Annotated in this window: 16 protein-coding genes and 1 tRNA gene; 11 read left to right on the top strand and 6 right to left on the bottom strand. The window is 60.9% G+C overall.

Annotated elements, in window-relative coordinates; all coding sequences use genetic code 11:
• Window positions 1-47 precede the first annotated feature (47 nt).
• From petA to KHO31_RS23720, 6 genes are all read left to right on the top strand, one after another.
• On the top strand, window positions 48-668 hold the full coding sequence (gene petA / locus KHO31_RS23695; RefSeq protein ID WP_201079656.1) for a ubiquinol-cytochrome c reductase iron-sulfur subunit: 621 nt from the start codon (window positions 48-50) through the stop codon (window positions 666-668).
• A complete protein-coding gene (locus KHO31_RS23700; protein ID WP_201079538.1) occupies window positions 668-2,047 on the top strand; it encodes a cytochrome b in 1,380 nt (459 codons plus the stop codon). The genes petA and KHO31_RS23700 overlap by 1 nt, the downstream gene beginning before the upstream one ends.
• Window positions 2,048-2,070: 23 nt before the next feature.
• Window positions 2,071-2,826 (top strand): cytochrome c1, encoded by a 756-nt coding sequence (locus KHO31_RS23705; RefSeq protein ID WP_211624226.1) that lies wholly within the window; start codon window positions 2,071-2,073, stop codon window positions 2,824-2,826.
• A gap of 95 nt (window positions 2,827-2,921) precedes the next feature.
• Window positions 2,922-3,533 carry a glutathione S-transferase N-terminal domain-containing protein gene (locus KHO31_RS23710; RefSeq protein ID WP_006052302.1) on the top strand — a complete coding sequence of 204 codons (612 nt, stop codon included), beginning with the start codon at window positions 2,922-2,924 and terminating at the stop codon, window positions 3,531-3,533.
• Between the two features lie 83 nt (window positions 3,534-3,616).
• Window positions 3,617-4,129 (top strand): ClpXP protease specificity-enhancing factor, encoded by a 513-nt coding sequence (locus tag KHO31_RS23715; RefSeq protein WP_201079534.1) that lies wholly within the window; start codon window positions 3,617-3,619, stop codon window positions 4,127-4,129.
• A gap of 19 nt (window positions 4,130-4,148) precedes the next feature.
• Window positions 4,149-4,224 (top strand) — tRNA-Thr (locus tag KHO31_RS23720).
• Between the two features lie 290 nt (window positions 4,225-4,514).
• On the opposite strand, the gene KHO31_RS23725 is transcribed toward KHO31_RS23720, so the two are convergent.
• A complete protein-coding gene (locus KHO31_RS23725; RefSeq protein WP_236071409.1) occupies window positions 4,515-5,828 on the bottom strand; it encodes a lactonase family protein in 1,314 nt (437 codons plus the stop codon).
• Window positions 5,825-7,369 (bottom strand): FAD-dependent oxidoreductase, encoded by a 1,545-nt coding sequence (locus KHO31_RS23730; protein WP_211624227.1) that lies wholly within the window; start codon window positions 7,367-7,369, stop codon window positions 5,825-5,827. The genes KHO31_RS23725 and KHO31_RS23730 overlap by 4 nt, the downstream gene beginning before the upstream one ends.
• Before the next feature lie 259 nt (window positions 7,370-7,628).
• Between KHO31_RS23730 and KHO31_RS23735 the strand changes: the two genes are divergently transcribed.
• Window positions 7,629-8,753, top strand: coding sequence for a methyltransferase (locus KHO31_RS23735; RefSeq protein WP_211624228.1), 1,125 nt, complete (start codon window positions 7,629-7,631; stop codon window positions 8,751-8,753).
• Between the two features lie 39 nt (window positions 8,754-8,792).
• Here KHO31_RS23735 and KHO31_RS23740 read toward each other — a convergent pair whose 3' ends face one another.
• Entirely contained in the window at window positions 8,793-10,064 is a 1,272-nt protein-coding gene (locus KHO31_RS23740; RefSeq protein ID WP_211624229.1) for a TIGR03862 family flavoprotein, read from the bottom strand.
• A 375-nt stretch (window positions 10,065-10,439) separates the two neighbouring features.
• Between KHO31_RS23740 and KHO31_RS23745 the strand changes: the two genes are divergently transcribed.
• On the top strand, window positions 10,440-10,649 hold the full coding sequence (locus KHO31_RS23745; protein WP_201079526.1) for a DUF1059 domain-containing protein: 210 nt from the start codon (window positions 10,440-10,442) through the stop codon (window positions 10,647-10,649).
• Window positions 10,650-10,738: 89 nt separating this feature from the next.
• Here KHO31_RS23745 and KHO31_RS23750 read toward each other — a convergent pair whose 3' ends face one another.
• Window positions 10,739-11,059, bottom strand: coding sequence for a type II toxin-antitoxin system HicA family toxin (locus KHO31_RS23750; RefSeq protein ID WP_201079524.1), 321 nt, complete (start codon window positions 11,057-11,059; stop codon window positions 10,739-10,741).
• 384 nt (window positions 11,060-11,443) lie between these two features.
• On the opposite strand from KHO31_RS23750, the gene KHO31_RS23755 reads away from it, so the two are divergent.
• Window positions 11,444-12,286, top strand: a complete 843-nt coding sequence (locus KHO31_RS23755; protein WP_211621205.1) for a class I SAM-dependent methyltransferase — start codon at window positions 11,444-11,446, stop codon at window positions 12,284-12,286.
• Window positions 12,287-12,327: 41 nt separating this feature from the next.
• Here KHO31_RS23755 and KHO31_RS23760 read toward each other — a convergent pair whose 3' ends face one another.
• Entirely contained in the window at window positions 12,328-12,882 is a 555-nt protein-coding gene (locus tag KHO31_RS23760; protein ID WP_211624262.1) for a DUF1415 domain-containing protein, read from the bottom strand.
• Window positions 12,883-12,967: 85 nt separating this feature from the next.
• Complete coding sequence (locus KHO31_RS23765; RefSeq protein WP_211624231.1) at window positions 12,968-13,609, bottom strand: TetR/AcrR family transcriptional regulator; 642 nt, start codon at window positions 13,607-13,609, stop codon at window positions 12,968-12,970.
• Between the two features lie 155 nt (window positions 13,610-13,764).
• Here KHO31_RS23765 and KHO31_RS23770 point away from each other — a divergent pair, with 155 nt between their 5' ends.
• Window positions 13,765-15,048, top strand: coding sequence for an MFS transporter (locus KHO31_RS23770; protein WP_211624233.1), 1,284 nt, complete (start codon window positions 13,765-13,767; stop codon window positions 15,046-15,048).
• Window positions 15,049-15,234: 186 nt separating this feature from the next.
• Window positions 15,235-15,828: a nitroreductase family protein gene (locus KHO31_RS23775; protein ID WP_201079519.1), complete on the top strand. Its 594-nt coding sequence runs from the start codon at window positions 15,235-15,237 to the stop codon at window positions 15,826-15,828.
• Window positions 15,829-15,906: the final 78 nt, after the last annotated feature.

The raw sequence follows: 15,906 nt of genomic DNA on the forward strand, positions 1-15,906 counted from the left end.
GTAGAAGAGACGTGAAGGAAAAATCCAACTCAGAAGTGGGGCGTGTGATGCGAGACAAGGAAGATGAACGCGTCGACGGCAGCCGCCGTAGCTGGCTGATAGCGACGACCGTAGCAGGTGGCATAGGAGGCGTTGCCACTGTCGTACCCTTTGTTAGTTCGTTTGCACCATCTGAAAAGGCCAAGGCAGCAGGTGCCCCGGTCGAAGTCGATATTAGTGATCTCAAGCCCGGCGACATGAAGACCGTAGCCTGGCGCGGTAAGCCGGTGTGGATCATCAACCGCACCGACAGAATGCTCGCCGATGTTCAGAAAGCCGATAACGAAGTAGCGGATCCCCACACCAAGAATCCTTTTTCGATGCCGTTGCCGGAGTACTGCAACAACGAATTCCGTTCACGCACCGATCACAAGAACCTTTTCGTCGCCGTCGCCGTGTGCACCCATCTGGGCTGTACGCCGACACCGCGCTTCCAGGAGGGCCCGCAGCCCAATCTTCCGGACGACTGGCCAGGCGGCTTCCTGTGCCCGTGCCACGGCTCGACCTATGACATGGCCGGCCGCGTCTTCAAGAACAAACCTGCGCCGCAGAACCTCGACATCCCGCCTTACATGTTCACGTCGGCCACCGGCCTCGTGATCGGCAAGGACGAAAAAGGAGAAGCGTAATGGCGATCGAACATGACGTGGAGACGACCGGGCTGGTCGGCTGGATCGACCGGCGCTTTCCCCTGACGTCTACCTGGAAGAAGCACGTTTCCGAGTACTACGCGCCGAAGAACTTCAACTTCTGGTACTTCTTTGGTTCGCTCGCGTTGCTGGTGCTGGTCAATCAGATCGTCACCGGCATCTTCCTCACGATGAACTACAAGCCCGACGCGACGCTCGCGTTCTCGTCGGTCGAGTACATCATGCGCGAGGTGCCGTGGGGCTGGCTGATCCGCTATATGCACTCCACGGGCGCGTCGATGTTCTTCGTCGTCGTGTATCTGCACATGTTCCGCGGGCTGATGTACGGCTCGTACCGCAAGCCGCGCGAACTGGTGTGGGTGTTCGGCTGCGCGATTTTCCTGTGCCTGATGGCCGAGGCGTTCTTTGGCTACCTGCTGCCGTGGGGCCAGATGTCGTTCTGGGGCGCGCAGGTGATCGTGAATCTGTTCTCGGCGATTCCGTTCATCGGGCCGGATCTGTCGCTGTGGATTCGCGGCGACTATGTGGTCTCGGACGTCACGCTGAACCGCTTTTTTGCGTTTCACGTGATCGCGATTCCGCTGGTGCTGATCGGCCTCGTGGTCGCTCACCTCGTGGCGCTGCATGAAGTGGGTTCGAACAACCCCGACGGCATCGAGATCAAGGCGAAGAAGGGTCCGGACGGCATCCCGCTCGACGGCATCCCGTTCCATCCGTACTACTCTGTGCACGACTTCATGGGCGTCACCGTGTTTCTGTTCATTTTCGCCGCGATCATCTTTTTCGCGCCGGAAATGGGTGGGTACTTCCTTGAAGCAAACAACTTCATTCCCGCCAATCCGCTGCAAACGCCGCAGGAAATTGCGCCGGTGTGGTACTTCACCGCCTTCTATGCGATGCTGCGCGCTACCACCGATCCATTCAAGATCGTGTTGATGATCATCGTCGCGTTGCTCGGGCTGTTTGCTCTGGTGCGCGCGCGCGGCAAGTGGAAGCTCGGCTTGCCGGTGCTCGCGGTGCTGGTGGTTCTGGCCATGGCGTTCACCGAGTCGAAGTTCTGGGGCGTGGTGGTGATGGGCGGCGCGGTGATCTCGCTGTTCTTCCTGCCGTGGCTCGACCGCTCGCCAGTGAAATCGATTCGTTACCGGCCGTTTTTTCACAAAGTGTTCTACGGGATCTTCGTGCTCGCTTTCCTGACGTTGGGCTTCCTTGGCACCAAACCGCCGTCGCCCGCCTCGACGTTGATTGCCCAGATCTGTGCGCTGATCTACTTCGCGTTTTTCCTCGGTATGCCCGTCTGGACGCGGCTTGGCACGTTCAAGCAGCCGCCCGAGCGGGTGCGGTTCAAGCCCCACTAATCGCGAGCCCGGAGAACACGAAGATGAAAAAACTGCTTTCGACGTGCGCGCTGATCGGCGCGACACTGCTCGCGGTGCTGGCTGGACCGGTGCACGCGGACGAGAATTTCCCTCTCGACCGCGCGCCTGATAACGCGGAGAATTTTGCTTCGTTGCAGCACGGCGCACAATTGTTTGTAAACTATTGCCTGAATTGCCATAGCGCGAACCTGATGCGCTACAGCCGGCTGACCGACCTCGGCATTGCGCCGAGTGAAATCCAGTCGAATCTGCTGTTCACCACGGATAAAATCGGCAATACCATGACCGTGGCGATGCGCCCGGACGACGCGAAAGCGTGGTTCGGCGCGAGTCCGCCGGATTTGTCGGTGGAAGCGCGGGCGCGCGGCAAGGACTGGCTGTACACGTATCTGCGCAGCTTCTATCGCGACAATACGCGGCCGACCGGCTGGAACAATCTGGTGTATGAGAACGTGAGCATGCCTCACGTGCTGTGGCAGCTTCAGGGGCAACGTACCGCGAAGTTCGGTGATGAAATCGACGAAAAAACAGGCGAGACGGTACACAAATTTGTCGGCTACCAGCAGGTCACGCCGGGGACGATGTCGCCGGTAGATTATGATTCTGCTGTGGCCGACCTCGTGTCGTACCTGTCATGGATGTCCGAACCGACGCAGAAAACCCGCAAACAGCTTGGCGTGTGGGTGCTGCTGTTCCTCGGGGTCCTGAGCTTTTTCGCCTGGCGACTGAACGCCGCGTACTGGAAACATATCAAATAATCACGCCGTTACCCGGCGTGGGGCCGGCGCCAGGAAAAACCTGTTGAACGGTTTTTCCGCGCGCTGGCCTTTCAGCTTTTTGAGGAAACGTAAACATGATGGTTCTGTATTCCGGCACAACTTGCCCGTTCTCCCAGCGCTGCCGGCTGGTGTTGTTCGAAAAGGGCATGGACTTCGAGATCCGCGACGTCGACCTGTTTAACAAGCCGGAAGACATCGCCGTGATGAATCCGTATGGTCAGGTGCCGATTCTCGTCGAACGGGACCTGATTCTGTACGAATCGAACATCATCAACGAGTACATCGACGAGCGCTTCCCGCACCCGCAACTGATGCCGGCCGATCCGGTTCAGCGCGCCCGCGCCCGCCTGTTCCTGCTCAACTTCGAAAAGGAACTGTTCGTTCACGTCGGCACGCTCGAAAACGAAAAGGGCAAGGCCGCCGAGAAGAATCACGAGAAGGCACGTCTCGCGATCCGCGATCGTCTGACGCAGCTCGCACCGATCTTCCTGAAGAATAAGTACATGCTCGGCGAAGAGTTCTCGATGCTCGACGTCGCGATCGCACCGCTGCTGTGGCGTCTGGATCACTACGGCATCGAGCTGTCGAAGAACGCTGCACCGCTGATGAAGTACGCCGAGCGCATTTTCAGCCGCCCGGCTTATATCGAAGCGCTGACGCCTTCGGAAAAGGTGATGCGTCGTTGAGTTTGGCGAGTTTGGATTTGGGGTGAGGGCGCCGCGTCTCGATTGTTTTCCGTGTGCGCCCGAACCCGGTAAGAGGACTGTTGATGCAAGAGATTTCTACCAAGCCGTATCTGCTGCGCGCGTTGTACGAATGGTGCACGGATAACGGCTACACGCCGCATATCGCGGTCCGGGTCGACAATCAGACGCGCGTGCCGCGCCAGTTCGTGCGCGATAACGAGATCGTGTTGAACATCAGCTTCGAGGCGACCAGCCAGTTGCAGATGGGCAATGAATGGATCGAGTTCAGCGCGCGCTTCTCCGGCAAGTCGCACAAGATCGAAGTGCCGATCGCCAATATTCTCGCGATCTACGCGCGTGAAAACGGGCAGGGCATGGCGTTCCCGGTCGAGTCGGCGGGCGGCGAAGCGCAGGATTCAGGCGCCGATGCGGAGCTGGTAGACGAAACCGCGTCGCCGGCTGCGCCGCGCGCGGTCGAAGCGTCGCCGGCAGCCGATGCCGCCGCCGCCAAAGCGGAAAGCGCGACGGATGGCCCGCAGCCTGACGATGATGGAACGAAAGGTGGCGGAAGGGCTCGCCTCAAGATCGTAAAATGAAGTAGAATCACGGCCTCATGCCGGCTTAGCTCATCAGGTAGAGCGCTTGACTTGTAATCATGAGGTGGCGGGTTCGAGTCCTGCAGCCGGCACCAGTTGTACGAAAACGGGTTTCTGAAGAATTTCAGAAACCCGTTTTTTATTTTGGGCGACGACCGGTGGCGTTAGGCGTTCGGATAACGTCCGGTTCCATGACGGAAAACGTCCTGAATCATCATCGCCGTTCGAAAATTGCTCTGGCGCGGTTGGGGCCGAGACGTGGAATACCGAGCACGGCTTGCTGGTCAAGCATTCGACGATTCCCACGTAGCGTCGGCCACCATGTTGGCGGCGTGCGTATGCGGTGGGTGCGGTGGGAAATGGGCTCCGTTTTTCCGAATCTCTTTCACCTTGTCGATATTGGACATATTTGTCTACCAATCGGTCGCGCCGCAATCACCAAACACGCCGGCGACGGTGCACTGGCAACCCGGTGCGGTAGATTCAGCATGCCGCTCGCAGCGTCAATATTCAAACGCAAGATGTTGTCCGCCTGATGATTGATGACGTGCAGGCTTTCGCCGTTCGGCGCAAATACCAACCCAAGCGGCGCGCTTACGTCCTCGTTCCACGACTGAACCGGGGCTAGCTTCCCGCTGCCGCTGTCGATGCGAAACACTCGGATGGTGTCGGTGAGCGAATCACCCTGTGCCGCGCGGCGGTAAGCGGCATAGAGAAAGTGTCCTGAGGGATGCAGCGCGAGTGCCGTGGATGTTCCAAGGTTGACTCCATCGCCATCCGCGGGGGCGACGGAAATCGCGTCCAGCTTTTGCCCGATAACACCGAGCCCTGCATCGTAGCCGTAGCACGCCACCGTCGCGGAAAGCTCGTTGAGCGCATACAGCCATCGGCCTCCGGGATGTATCGCAAGCGCGCGCGGGCCGCTGCCGGGTAGTGTCGCGGTGCGTCCGGATGCGGTCAGTTGGCCGTCGGCGAGGATCAACACGCTGATCCGATCGCAGCCCAGGTCTGCACTCAGAACATGTTCGCCCGTTGAATTGAACAACACCATCTGCGGATGTGCGGCGCTTTGGCGTGTGCGATCCGGTCCGCAGCCGGTTTCCTTCAGAATTCCAGATACAGTGCCGAGCCGGCCATCGGCGCAGATGGACATGACGTTGTAGGCGCCACCGCCAGACAGCGCGACCACCAGCGAGCGGCCGTCGGGTGAGATTGCCGCATGCGAAGGCAGGGTGCCCGATAGCGACAGCGGCTGCCGGTCCAGCAACGATAAGCGCCCGTTGAGCGGATCGATTGCGTAGGCTTCGACACTTCCTGTGCACAACCCCTGGTGAGGCTCTACCCGATTGACGGCATACAGGAAGCGCCCGGACGGATGACGCGCCAGAAACACAGGCTGTTCGCTTTCCACGACCTGGACCCGCCGCCAGTTGTCGCGCGTGATGGCGAACACATGAATGCCGGGTCGCGTGCCCGTCGCCGCGCGGTGGTGATCGGCCGGCCCGTTCAAAGCATCGTCCACTGTACTCACGTAAGCAAAGCTCGCTTGCTTCACCGTTTGCGTCGCTCCAGGCGGCCTACTGGCGGCTTGCCCGATTGCCGCGTGGACTTCTGCACTGCGCGATAAGGCGAGCACACCGAGCGCCGGCAGTGCCGCGCCAGCCTGTATGAAGCGGCGGCGCCCCAGGCGCGGGGTCAAGATCCGCTCCGAAGGGAGCCCGGCCGTATCGACATGGCATGATGAAAGATGTTGTTCGGATCGTACCGGCGCTTCACGTCTTGCAGAAATGCATAGAGTCCGCTGTCCCCGTAATACAGTTGTGGCCAGAACGGGTACATGAGCATATCGGCGTCGGGGTAGTTGATATAGCAGCCCTCATAGCGCTCGCCCGGATAAGGTGTGCCGTCATAACGGTGATCCATGCCGGCGTGCGCAGAATAAACCGCGCGATACAGATCTCCAATCCAGCGCACATGCGCAGCGTCCTCTTCCGGCGTGCGCCAGTAGGTCTGGTATTGCAGCTTCATGATCGAGGCGCGCTGTGGAACAGCGGTCGTGCTGGCGAGTTCGGCGCGATTGATGGCGCCGCCGTACGAATCGACCTGAACCAGCGACTGGCTCAAATCGAGATCCGGCACGTTTCGCGTGAGGTGCGCGTACAGACGCGCGATCTCATGGTCCGTGAAGTTGTGCTTCATATAAGCGGACTTGTACTTGCCGCGCTGATTAGGCCCCGAACCATTCAGATCCTGCGTCGCGGTTAGCCAGTCATAGCGTGTCACGCTGTGCGATTGCGAGCACAGCAGTTGTCCGCCCGACCGGTGCGCCGGTCCGTAGCCGGGCGGCGCGGCCTTGATCGGCACCGGGCCGCACGCCCTGAAGCGGTCGAGGAAATCGTTCAGTAAGTTGAGATCGTGGCACGTACCGTCCGGGTTGCAAAACTGGCAGAGCAGCACGATCTGGCCGGCCGAACGATGGGTGAGTTTGAGTAACGAGAACAGGCCCCACGTGTCCGGATGGGTTCCGCGCGTTTCCCAATATTCGCCGTACGCACGCAACAAGGCGGTAAAGCGCGCCTCGCTCATGTCCGCCCAATCGAACGCGACACTGGCGATGGCAACTTCGGAAGGCGGGCGCGGCAATTGTGCAAACGCGTATTCGGTCAGCACGCCGAAGTTGCCGCCGCCGGCGCCCCGGCATGCCCGGAACAGATCCGGATCACGCTTTGCGTCGACGCTGCGCGGCAGGACTTTGCCGTGCGCATCGACGGTGACGATGACCACACCGGTCAACCAGTCGACGGTCAGTCCGTGCAGCCGCGACAGCAAACCGTAGCCGCCGCCGGAGATATGTCCGCCCACGCCGACCGAATAGCATGAGCCGCCGGGTAGCGTGACGCCGTGGCGCTTATACAGATCCAGGCAGCCGTTCCAGTTCTGCGTGCCCGCTGCGATGCGAAAACTTCCGTCTCGTCCGACCCTGGAGCCGCTCAGCAGGCTGAGATCGAGCAAGGTACCGCCGGGATTGTTCGAGACGAAGTCTTCGTAGCAATGGCCGCCGCTGCGGATCGTTGGCCGGGATCCCGCGTTGACACAGCGTTGCAGCGCAGTGGCAACGTCCTCCATGCTTTCGCACAGTTCGATGCGCGCGGCTGCCTGGGCTTCCGTCGCAGGCCAGCGCAGATTGAATCCTTTCGTCAGGGTACGGTAGCGCAAATCATCACGTGTCACGCTGATCATGAACACTCCCTCGTTTGACAATTGGTCCGACGGTAGTTTGGGGCGCTGTCCGCGTCAATTGCGCCTGATTGCCGCGGTGGGTGCCGGGAGTGGGCTTCCTGGCCACGCGACGATAGTGAATTGCGTCCCGCGAACCCGACCCGGAGAGGTACTATTCGGGCGTCAGTCGGCATCACGATCAGTCACTCCGGCGGGCAACGCCCCCCAAGACGCGACGTTTCACCGCGTCACTCCCGCAACACAGACCCCCATCTTCATCATGACCAGCCCCGCGACCATTACCTGGCCCGAAGCCGACGGCCCCCGCACCGCGCGTTGGCGTTCCGAAGCCGCGGTGCCGCCGCCCAAGCGCGTTGTCGTCGCGGACGACCGCACGACTGCCGACTCGGCCTATCGCCTCGCCTGCGAAGGTACGGCCCTACTGTGGAACGGCGACTTTCAGAACGCCCGCCAACTTCTGCAGGCGGTGACGCGCCGGCTGGAACGCAAACCGCGCAAGCAGGGTGAAACGCCGCTCGACGCATTCAATCTGCATCGTCAGGCGCAGTCGCAACGTGCCCGCACGCTCGGCATGATCCTGATCCCGCTCGACGCCGCCTACGGCATCCCGCTGCGCCGCGCGCCGGAAGTGCAGCAGGCCTGCATCGAAACCTACGGACCGTCTACTGACGAACCCTCGGTCGTGTCGCTGCGCGAATTGCTCGGTCTGATCGGTGCGCACGAGTGGCGCAAGAAGGGTGTGGAGATTCCCGCGCTGGGCGATCGCATCCATCCGCACTACGGCGTGTTCTCGCCGGTGCGCGGCGAATATGTAGATCTTGTCGCTCGTACACCGTTACCGTCTTTGAACAAGGCGTTCGATATCGGCACCGGCACCGGCGTGCTGGCCGCGCTGCTTGCCAAGCGCGGCGTCAAGAAAATCGTCGCGACCGACCAGGACCCGCGAGCGCTTGCCTGCGCGCGCGAAAACCTGACGCGTCTCGGCTACGATCAGCAAGTCGAGGTCGTGCAAGCCGATCTGTTTCCGGAGGGACGTGCGCCGCTGGTGGTCTGCAACCCGCCGTGGGTGCCGGCGCGACCCGCATCACCGATTGAATACGCGATCTACGATTCGGAAAGCCGCATGTTGCTCGGCTTCCTGAACGGCCTGGCGGAGCATTTGTCACCAGGCGGGGAAGGCTGGCTGATCATGTCGGACTTCTCAGAGCATCTCGGATTGCGCACGCGCGAATGGCTGCTTGCCGCCATTGAAAAGGCCGGGCTGACCGTGGTCGGTCGCGAAGATATTCGTCCGCGGCACCCGAAGTCGACCGATGAAACCGATGCGCTGCACACGGCGCGCGTGGCTGAACTGACTTCGCTCTGGCGTCTGAAGGCGCGCTAGGCGAGCATGCGACGACGCGCCGCTGAAAAGCGGCGCGCGTCAGGTCAATGTGCCGCGTGCCTCGAGATACGCTAATGCGCCGCGTCCGGCTGTCAGCCCGCTGGCGAAGCAGGCAGTGAGCAGATAACCGCCGGTCGGCGCTTCCCAGTCGAGCATTTCACCCGCGCAGAACGCGCCGGAAAGACGCTCGATCATCAAATGTTTGTCGAGGGCTTCAAAGGGGACGCCGCCTGCGGTGCTGATCGCTTCCGCGATAGGCCGGGCGCGCGTGAGCCGCACCGGCAGAGCCTTGATTGCGTGCGCAAGACCATTCGCATCGGCGAAGGCTTCCTTCGACAGAATCTCATGCAGCAGGGCCAGTTTTACGCCGCTAATGCCGATTCTGCCGTGCAGGTGAGTCGACATCGAGCGTGAGCCACGCGGTCGCGTGACTTCGGCCACGACACGCTCCAATGTCAAGCCTGGCGCCAGATCCAGCGCGATCGTGACGTCGCCGTCCGCCAGAATCCGCTCTCGGATCGCTGCCGACAGGGCGTAAATTAGACTCCCTTCGAGGCCCGTTTCGGTCAGAAGTATTTCACCTTGTCGATTGTGGACTTTATTGTCTACATCGGTGAGCGTGATGGCCACCGATTTCACCGGCTGGCCGGCGAAACGCTCGCGCAGATAGGGGCTCCAGTCCGCGTCGAAGCCGCAGTTAGCGGGCCGCAGCGGCGTCACCGGCACTTCGCGTGCGCTCAGCAGCGGCACCCAGGCGGCGTCCGATCCGAGACGCGGCCAACTGGCGCCGCCGAGTGCGAACACCACGGCATCGCAGACCACGCGCTGCTCGCCGCCGGGTGTTTCGAAGCGCAAGGTGTGCGCAGCTGTGTTGCCGCCATCGTTGTCCCAACCCGTCCACTTGTGGCGCATGTGAAAGCGCACGCCGGTTTCTCTCAATCGATGCAACCACGCACGCAACATAGGCGCCGCTTTCATATCGGTAGGAAAAACCCGCCCCGAACTGCCGACGAAAGTTTCGACGCCGAGCCCGTGCAACCAGGCCCGCAAGGCGTCGGGACCGAACGTGTCGAGTAGCGGCGCAATCTGGTTGCGGCGCGCACCGTAGCGGTCAAGGAACGGCTGGAGCGGTTCCGAATGCGTGATGTTCATGCCGCCTTTGCCCGCCATCAGGAATTTGCGGCCAACTGACGGCATCGCGTCGTAGACGTCGACTTGCAAGCCGTGCTGAGCGAGCGCCTCGGCGGCCATCAAGCCGGCGGGGCCGCCGCCGATCACGGCGACGCGGGCGGAATCGAAGGAGGATGACATGCGGTCCTGCTGATGAGCGGAGGGGCGGCGCGTTGGCCTGATCGGACAATCGGGCGGCGCGAAGGGCGCTATTTTCACACCGTGGGCAGCGCAGGGCAAACGGACGGCAGCATGCAGGATCAGTCGGCTGAAAAACGCTGGGTTCGGGCGCTTTCGTATCCGCTGAGTTTGTGCGCGCGTCTTTGCAATCCCCACGCGCGAACTATACTTTTCAAACACCTTCCATCGGGCGCAGTCCGCGTCTTCCCCGCGTCAAACTAACCCACCGCTCTCGTGCCGTTCGACGTGGCCAACGCCGCCACGTCGCGGCTGGCGACGTGGTTTGCGCGCCTGCGGTTCGTTTGGATGTTTCGACGTTTGTTCAAGGAGACTGCCATGACTCGCAAATACATTGATTGCCGCGAGTTCCCGAGCGAAATGAATTGCACCGTTGCCCTATCCGCCGACAGCGAGAGCGAATTGCTCGACGCGGCCGTGCAGCATGCCGTCACGGTGCACAAACATACGGACTCGCCGGAACTGCGTTCCCAGCTCAAGACGTTGTTTCATGAAGGCACGCCGCCGGTCGAAGCCCCCCGCGCATGATTTGCCGTTTTTCTTTGAGCTCAGATATCGCCTGACCAGTTCGTGCGGCGGCGAACCGCGCGCGCTGGTCGCGGCGTTGTCTTCGCGTTCTAGCCTGGGTAAGCCTCGTCCACCTTCAACCCGGCCAGCTTGAAAATGACCCGCAGTGTTTGCGGTTTGATGTCGCGGCGCGATGCGAGCGTCGTCATGACGAAGTCGAGCACTTTCGCGTACTTGAGCATCGTCAGGCACGTTTCCATGTCGACACTGCCATCGCGCATGACCTCGGCCAGCCGCAGCATTTCGGTGGAAATGTCGCGTGCCATCTCGAGTTCGAGCTGCTGCTTTTCCGACCACGCAGGGGTGGCGGTGAGCCTGGCCAGCATTTCCTGAAATTTCTGTTCGACGTTTCCGTTGGGTACCGTGTCCATTGCTGCCTCTTCTATTATCCAGGCGCGCGTCCGTTTGAGATCGCGGCGCGCTGCTGGTTACGTAACGTTCGGCCCGTGTTCCGGGACCGTCCTCCCCACATGCATTCGGTTCGCGTGCTCGATGACACGGCCGGCAGCCTGTTGTTATGCGCAACACGGCTTACGCCATTGAGTGAGCCGGCCCGCAAGATACTTTCAAGCCACGTCGGAAACGACCCGCGCACTGCTTTTTGAGCAGGAAGTGTTCCAGGTTTATGGCGTTTCTCGCAGGGTCGACGCGACTCCTTAGGTGAGCGGGCTGCGCTTTGGGTAAACTGGCAGCAACTTTTCCTTTTTTCCGTCATCTGTCGCACGTTCGCGTTGCAATCGATGGCGGTCCCCACGATGTCCAGCAAAACCCACGAAATCCGCCCGAATCAGTCCGTCGAGCTGTTGAAGGAGCTTCATATCCTGACGCGCGACGGCAAGATGAATCAGGACAGCCGCCGCAAGCTGAAGCAGGTCTACCACCTGTTCCAGTTCATCGAGCCGCTGCTGAAAGACCTCAAGGAGCAGCAGGGCGCGGTGACGCTCGTCGACCACGGCGCGGGCAAGTCATACCTAGGTTTTATCCTGTACGACCTTTTCTTCAAGGAGTTTCAGGACGCGGCTGGTGGTGCGTCGCACATATACGGCATCGAGACACGCGAGGATCTGGTGACGAAATCCGAGGAGCTGGCCAACCGGCTGGGCTTCAAGGGGATGTCGTTTTTGAACTTGTCGGTGGCGGAGTCGATTACCTCGGAGCGTTTGCCGGCGCAGATTGATATCGTGACGGCGCTGCACGCGTGCAATACCGCGACTGACGACGCGCTCCGGTTTGCTCTGGAGAAGCATGCGAAGTACATCGTGGTCGTGCCGTGTTGCCAGGCTGAGGTGGCGGGGGTTTTACGGCAGAACAAGGGTAAATCGCTCGGGAATGCCCTGACCGAGATCTGGCGGCATCCGCTGCATACGCGGGAATTCGGAAGCCAGATTACTAACGTGCTGCGCTGCTTGCAGCTGGAAGCACATGGATATCAGGTGAGTGTGACCGAGCTGGTCGGGTGGGAGCATTCCATGAAGAATGAACTGATTATTGCCCAGTTCAAGGATTTGCCGAGGCGGCGGCCGACTGAGCGGCTTAATGAAGTGATGGAGACGCTCGGCATCGAGGAGCTGAAAGAAAGGTTTTTCGTCTCAGCCTGATCTGTCCTGCGGCGGTGGCTCTTTCATAGCCACCGCGCGAACTACATCTTCATCAGATCATTCCAGCCTTTAAGACCAATTCGCCGAAGAGTCTCCTGATTTCGCTCATAAATATCTTCCGCGTCCGGAAAAGCCTGAACTGCCCGTTCAATACTATTCTCACGAAGCAGATGCAAAATAGGATAAGGCGCCCGATTAGTATAATTCTCGATATCGTCGGGCTCACTCTCTTCAAACTGATAATGAGGGTGAAAGCTGGCAATCTGAATAATGCCTTCCAGCCGAAGTTGCTTGATCATCCTCTCGGCAAAAAACAGGCAATCGTTATAATCGAGAAAATCACCCAGCGCGTACGGTAAAACCAGAAGCGTGGTATCCACCACTTCAGGATTCGCCGCGACCAGTGCCTGAATCTCGGTTTCGAGATCGGTTAAAACCCCTTCCATATCCACAGCGTCGCTAACGGCATAGCGAATCTGCTCTTTCACGTGCACGGCCTTGGCAAAGGGGCACAAATTGAGCCCAATTACGGCCGCTGTCAGCCAATGACGAGTGGCGGCGATAACAGCATCATGAGATTCGGCAGGCAACGACATGGCAAGCAGCGAAAGGGGAAAGTGCCATTCTAACGGTGCGGAACGGCACCGATCCGCGCCCTGCCGCAAGAAGGCGTCAAAAAGCTCAGCCCGCTGGCGTCGCGCCGCACGCGGCGGCAATCAACTGCGCCGCCAACTTGGGTGCGGCAAGAATCGGCCCGCAGCCTGGGCCGTAGGTCTGGCTGGCCGCGTACACGCCTTCGATCATCAAACCCAGCCCATTGGCCAACGTCACCGGATCATCGGCGCCTGCCGCGGTCGTCAGTTCCAGAAGCCGCGCCATCAACCGTTCCTTGTTGCGAAACACGAATTGCCGCGCGGGATGCGTCGCGTCAGGAAACTCCACCGACACATTCACGAAAGGACAGCCACGGTAGTCATCGATCGATGCACGCACCGCCAGGTCGTCGAAATATTGCTGAAGCTGCTTTGCCGGCTCGCCTGGATGCTTCGCAAAGCTCTTTTCCACGTAGCCGAAGAACTGCTTGTCCTTCTGCTCCAGATAGGCCATGACCAATTCGTCCTTCGACGAAAACTGGCGGTACAAGCTCATCTTGTTCACGCCCGCACGCTCCACCACCGCGTCGACGCCAACCGCCCGCACACCCTCGCGGTAGAACAGTTCGTCCGCGGCGCGCAGCAGATGCTGCTGCGCCTGCGGGCCGGCTGTCTGCGCACCGCGTGCTCGCCTTGCTTCGGCCGGCTTGAGTGCCTTACTGTCGGACATGGAGTGCCACCTAGATTGAATTGACGCCTTGACATGTTACCGAGCAGTAACTAGTATCGCAACACCTATTGTGACTGATCTGTCACAAGTCCTTTACCGAAGTCGTAACAATACGAGCGATGCGGCGTGCGGGGCAGGCGTCGATTGGAGAACCGATGAACTGGGCAGCGAGACTGATTGGCGGACGTTTCCACTACGGCTGGTTGACCGTCGCGGTGGTGTTTCTGGTGTTGCTGGCGGCGGCCGGCACGCGCGCCACGCCGAGCGTGATGATGGTGCCGCTGGAGCATCAATTCGGCTGGAGCCGCGCGACGATTTCGCTCGCAATCTCCGTAAACATCGCGCTTTACGGCTTGATGGGGCCGTTCGCGGCTGCGGCGATGCAACGCTTCGGTGTGCGTCCTACCTTGCTGATCGCGCTCGGCACGATGGCGGCGGGCGTAGCGCTGTCGTCGCTGATGACGCATCCGTGGCAGATGGTCCTGATCTGGGGCGTGATGGTCGGCGGCTCGACGGGCGTGGCTGCGCTGTCGTTGTCTGCGACTGTGGTGACGCGCTGGTTCACCACGCATCGCGGCCTCGTGATGGGGATTCTCACCGCCAGTTCGGCGACCGGCCAACTGGTGTTCCTGCCGATGCTTGCAGCCATCGCCGAGCATTACGGCTGGCGCCAGGTGGTGTGGGTGGTCGCGGGGGCGGCGGCGATTGTCTTGCCACTGGTCGCGTTTCTGTTGCCGGAACGGCCGGCGGATATGAAGCTGCGTCCGTTCGGCGAACCGGCCGACGCGCCGGTCTCCACCTCCGTGACCAAGCAGAATCCGCTGGCAATCGCCTTCGGCACGCTCGCCATGGCAAGCAAGACGCGTGATTTCTGGCTGCTGTTCTTCAGCTTCTTTATCTGCGGCGCGAGTACCAACGGTTACGTCGGCACGCACCTGATCGCGATGTGCGGCGACTATGGCATGACCGAAGTGCAGGGTGCATCCTTGCTTGCCGCAATGGGCATCTTCGATCTGTTCGGCACGACGCTGTCGGGCTGGCTGTCGGACCGCTTCAATAGCCGCGTGCTGCTGTTCTGGTACTACGGCCTGCGCGGTCTGTCGCTGATGTATTTGCCGCACGCTTTCGGCATCGATTTCTTCGGCCTGCCGTTGTTCGCGGTGTTCTATGGTCTCGACTGGATCGCCACCGTGCCGCCCACCGTGCGTCTCGCGACCGATGTATACGGCAAGGAAGCGGCGCCGGTCGTGTTCGGCTGGGTAGTCGCCGGACACCAGCTCGGGGCGGCTTTTGCGGCGCTCGGCGCGGGCATGCTGCGCGCAAGCCTCGGCACGTACACGGTGGCATCGATGATTTCCGGCGGGCTGTGCCTGGTTGCCGCCGTGATCGTGCTGCGAATCAACCGGCCGGCCAGGGCGCCGGAGCCGCAAGCGGTGTGAAGCTGCGCTCCTTCGCAGGGTGGACAAAGCGGGCCAACGCAAACGGCTTCCTTCGGAGCCGCTTGCCATTGCAGCCGAAGTGAAAACTAAAGCGCACTTGTTGGAGCCGTGAGCGGCCCACCCCGGTTATGCTATGAGACCCCGGGCAGCCGCCCGCCGATCATGAATTTCGACCGAGAGAAGCGCATGACCAACAAACCCGCCCCTACCGCAATTGCCATTCACGAGCTGATTGCAGGTCGCTGGAGCCCGCGCGCGTATTCGAGCGAGCCGGTGAGCCGCGAACATCTGCATTCGGTGCTCGAAGCGGCACGCTGGGCGCCGTCTTCGTATAACGCGCAGCCGTGGCGTTTCCTCGTATTCGATCGCAGCGTCGATGAAGTCTCGTTCAAGCAGGCTTTCGCCACGCTGGTGCCGTTCAACCAGGGCTGGAATGCGCCGGCGCCGGTGCTGATCGCGGTGACCACGCATACGCTGACCAACAAGGGCGAAGTGAACCGTTGCGCACCGTACGACGCGGGTGCCGCGGCGATGGCGTTGGTGCTGCAGGCGCACGCGCTCGGTCTCGCCGCGCATCAGATGAGCGGCTTCGACCCGAACGCGTTCCGCACGGCGTTCAAGCTGCCGACCGACGTCGACGTGATTGCGATCATTTCGCTCGGCCATTACGGCGACGTCGACAAACTCGATCCGGTGCTGCGCGAGCGTGAGAAGTCGGTGCGTCAACGTTTGCCGCTTGCCGATATCGCTTATGGCGGCGGCTGGAAGAAGGCGTTCTGAGCGCCTTGTCGCCTTCTTGGTGATGACATAAACGCGCGGCGCTGACCGCGCGGTTTTTATTCCGCTTGTCTGCGACGC

Source organism: Paraburkholderia domus (assembly GCF_905220705.1).
GTDB classification, from domain to species: domain Bacteria; phylum Pseudomonadota; class Gammaproteobacteria; order Burkholderiales; family Burkholderiaceae; genus Paraburkholderia; species Paraburkholderia domus.

What these genes read in the sequence shown, in the direction of transcription:
- petA (WP_201079656.1), top strand. Translation starts at nt 48, where the DNA reads ATGCGAGACAAGGAAGATGAACGCGTCGACGGCAGCCGCCGTAGCTGG.
- KHO31_RS23705 (WP_211624226.1), top strand. Translation starts at nt 2,071, where the DNA reads ATGAAAAAACTGCTTTCGACGTGCGCGCTGATCGGCGCGACACTGCTC.
- KHO31_RS23760 (WP_211624262.1), bottom strand. Translation starts at nt 12,882, where the DNA reads ATGTCGTTGCCTGCCGAATCTCATGATGCTGTTATCGCCGCCACTCGT.
- KHO31_RS23735 (WP_211624228.1), top strand. Translation starts at nt 7,629, where the DNA reads ATGACCAGCCCCGCGACCATTACCTGGCCCGAAGCCGACGGCCCCCGC.
- KHO31_RS23755 (WP_211621205.1), top strand. Translation starts at nt 11,444, where the DNA reads ATGTCCAGCAAAACCCACGAAATCCGCCCGAATCAGTCCGTCGAGCTG.
- KHO31_RS23775 (WP_201079519.1), top strand. Translation starts at nt 15,235, where the DNA reads ATGACCAACAAACCCGCCCCTACCGCAATTGCCATTCACGAGCTGATT.
- KHO31_RS23765 (WP_211624231.1), bottom strand. Translation starts at nt 13,609, where the DNA reads ATGTCCGACAGTAAGGCACTCAAGCCGGCCGAAGCAAGGCGAGCACGC.
- KHO31_RS23745 (WP_201079526.1), top strand. Translation starts at nt 10,440, where the DNA reads ATGACTCGCAAATACATTGATTGCCGCGAGTTCCCGAGCGAAATGAAT.
- KHO31_RS23740 (WP_211624229.1), bottom strand. Translation starts at nt 10,064, where the DNA reads ATGTCATCCTCCTTCGATTCCGCCCGCGTCGCCGTGATCGGCGGCGGC.
- KHO31_RS23730 (WP_211624227.1), bottom strand. Translation starts at nt 7,369, where the DNA reads ATGATCAGCGTGACACGTGATGATTTGCGCTACCGTACCCTGACGAAA.
- KHO31_RS23715 (WP_201079534.1), top strand. Translation starts at nt 3,617, where the DNA reads ATGCAAGAGATTTCTACCAAGCCGTATCTGCTGCGCGCGTTGTACGAA.
- KHO31_RS23710 (WP_006052302.1), top strand. Translation starts at nt 2,922, where the DNA reads ATGATGGTTCTGTATTCCGGCACAACTTGCCCGTTCTCCCAGCGCTGC.
- KHO31_RS23700 (WP_201079538.1), top strand. Translation starts at nt 668, where the DNA reads ATGGCGATCGAACATGACGTGGAGACGACCGGGCTGGTCGGCTGGATC.
- KHO31_RS23750 (WP_201079524.1), bottom strand. Translation starts at nt 11,059, where the DNA reads ATGGACACGGTACCCAACGGAAACGTCGAACAGAAATTTCAGGAAATG.
- KHO31_RS23770 (WP_211624233.1), top strand. Translation starts at nt 13,765, where the DNA reads ATGAACTGGGCAGCGAGACTGATTGGCGGACGTTTCCACTACGGCTGG.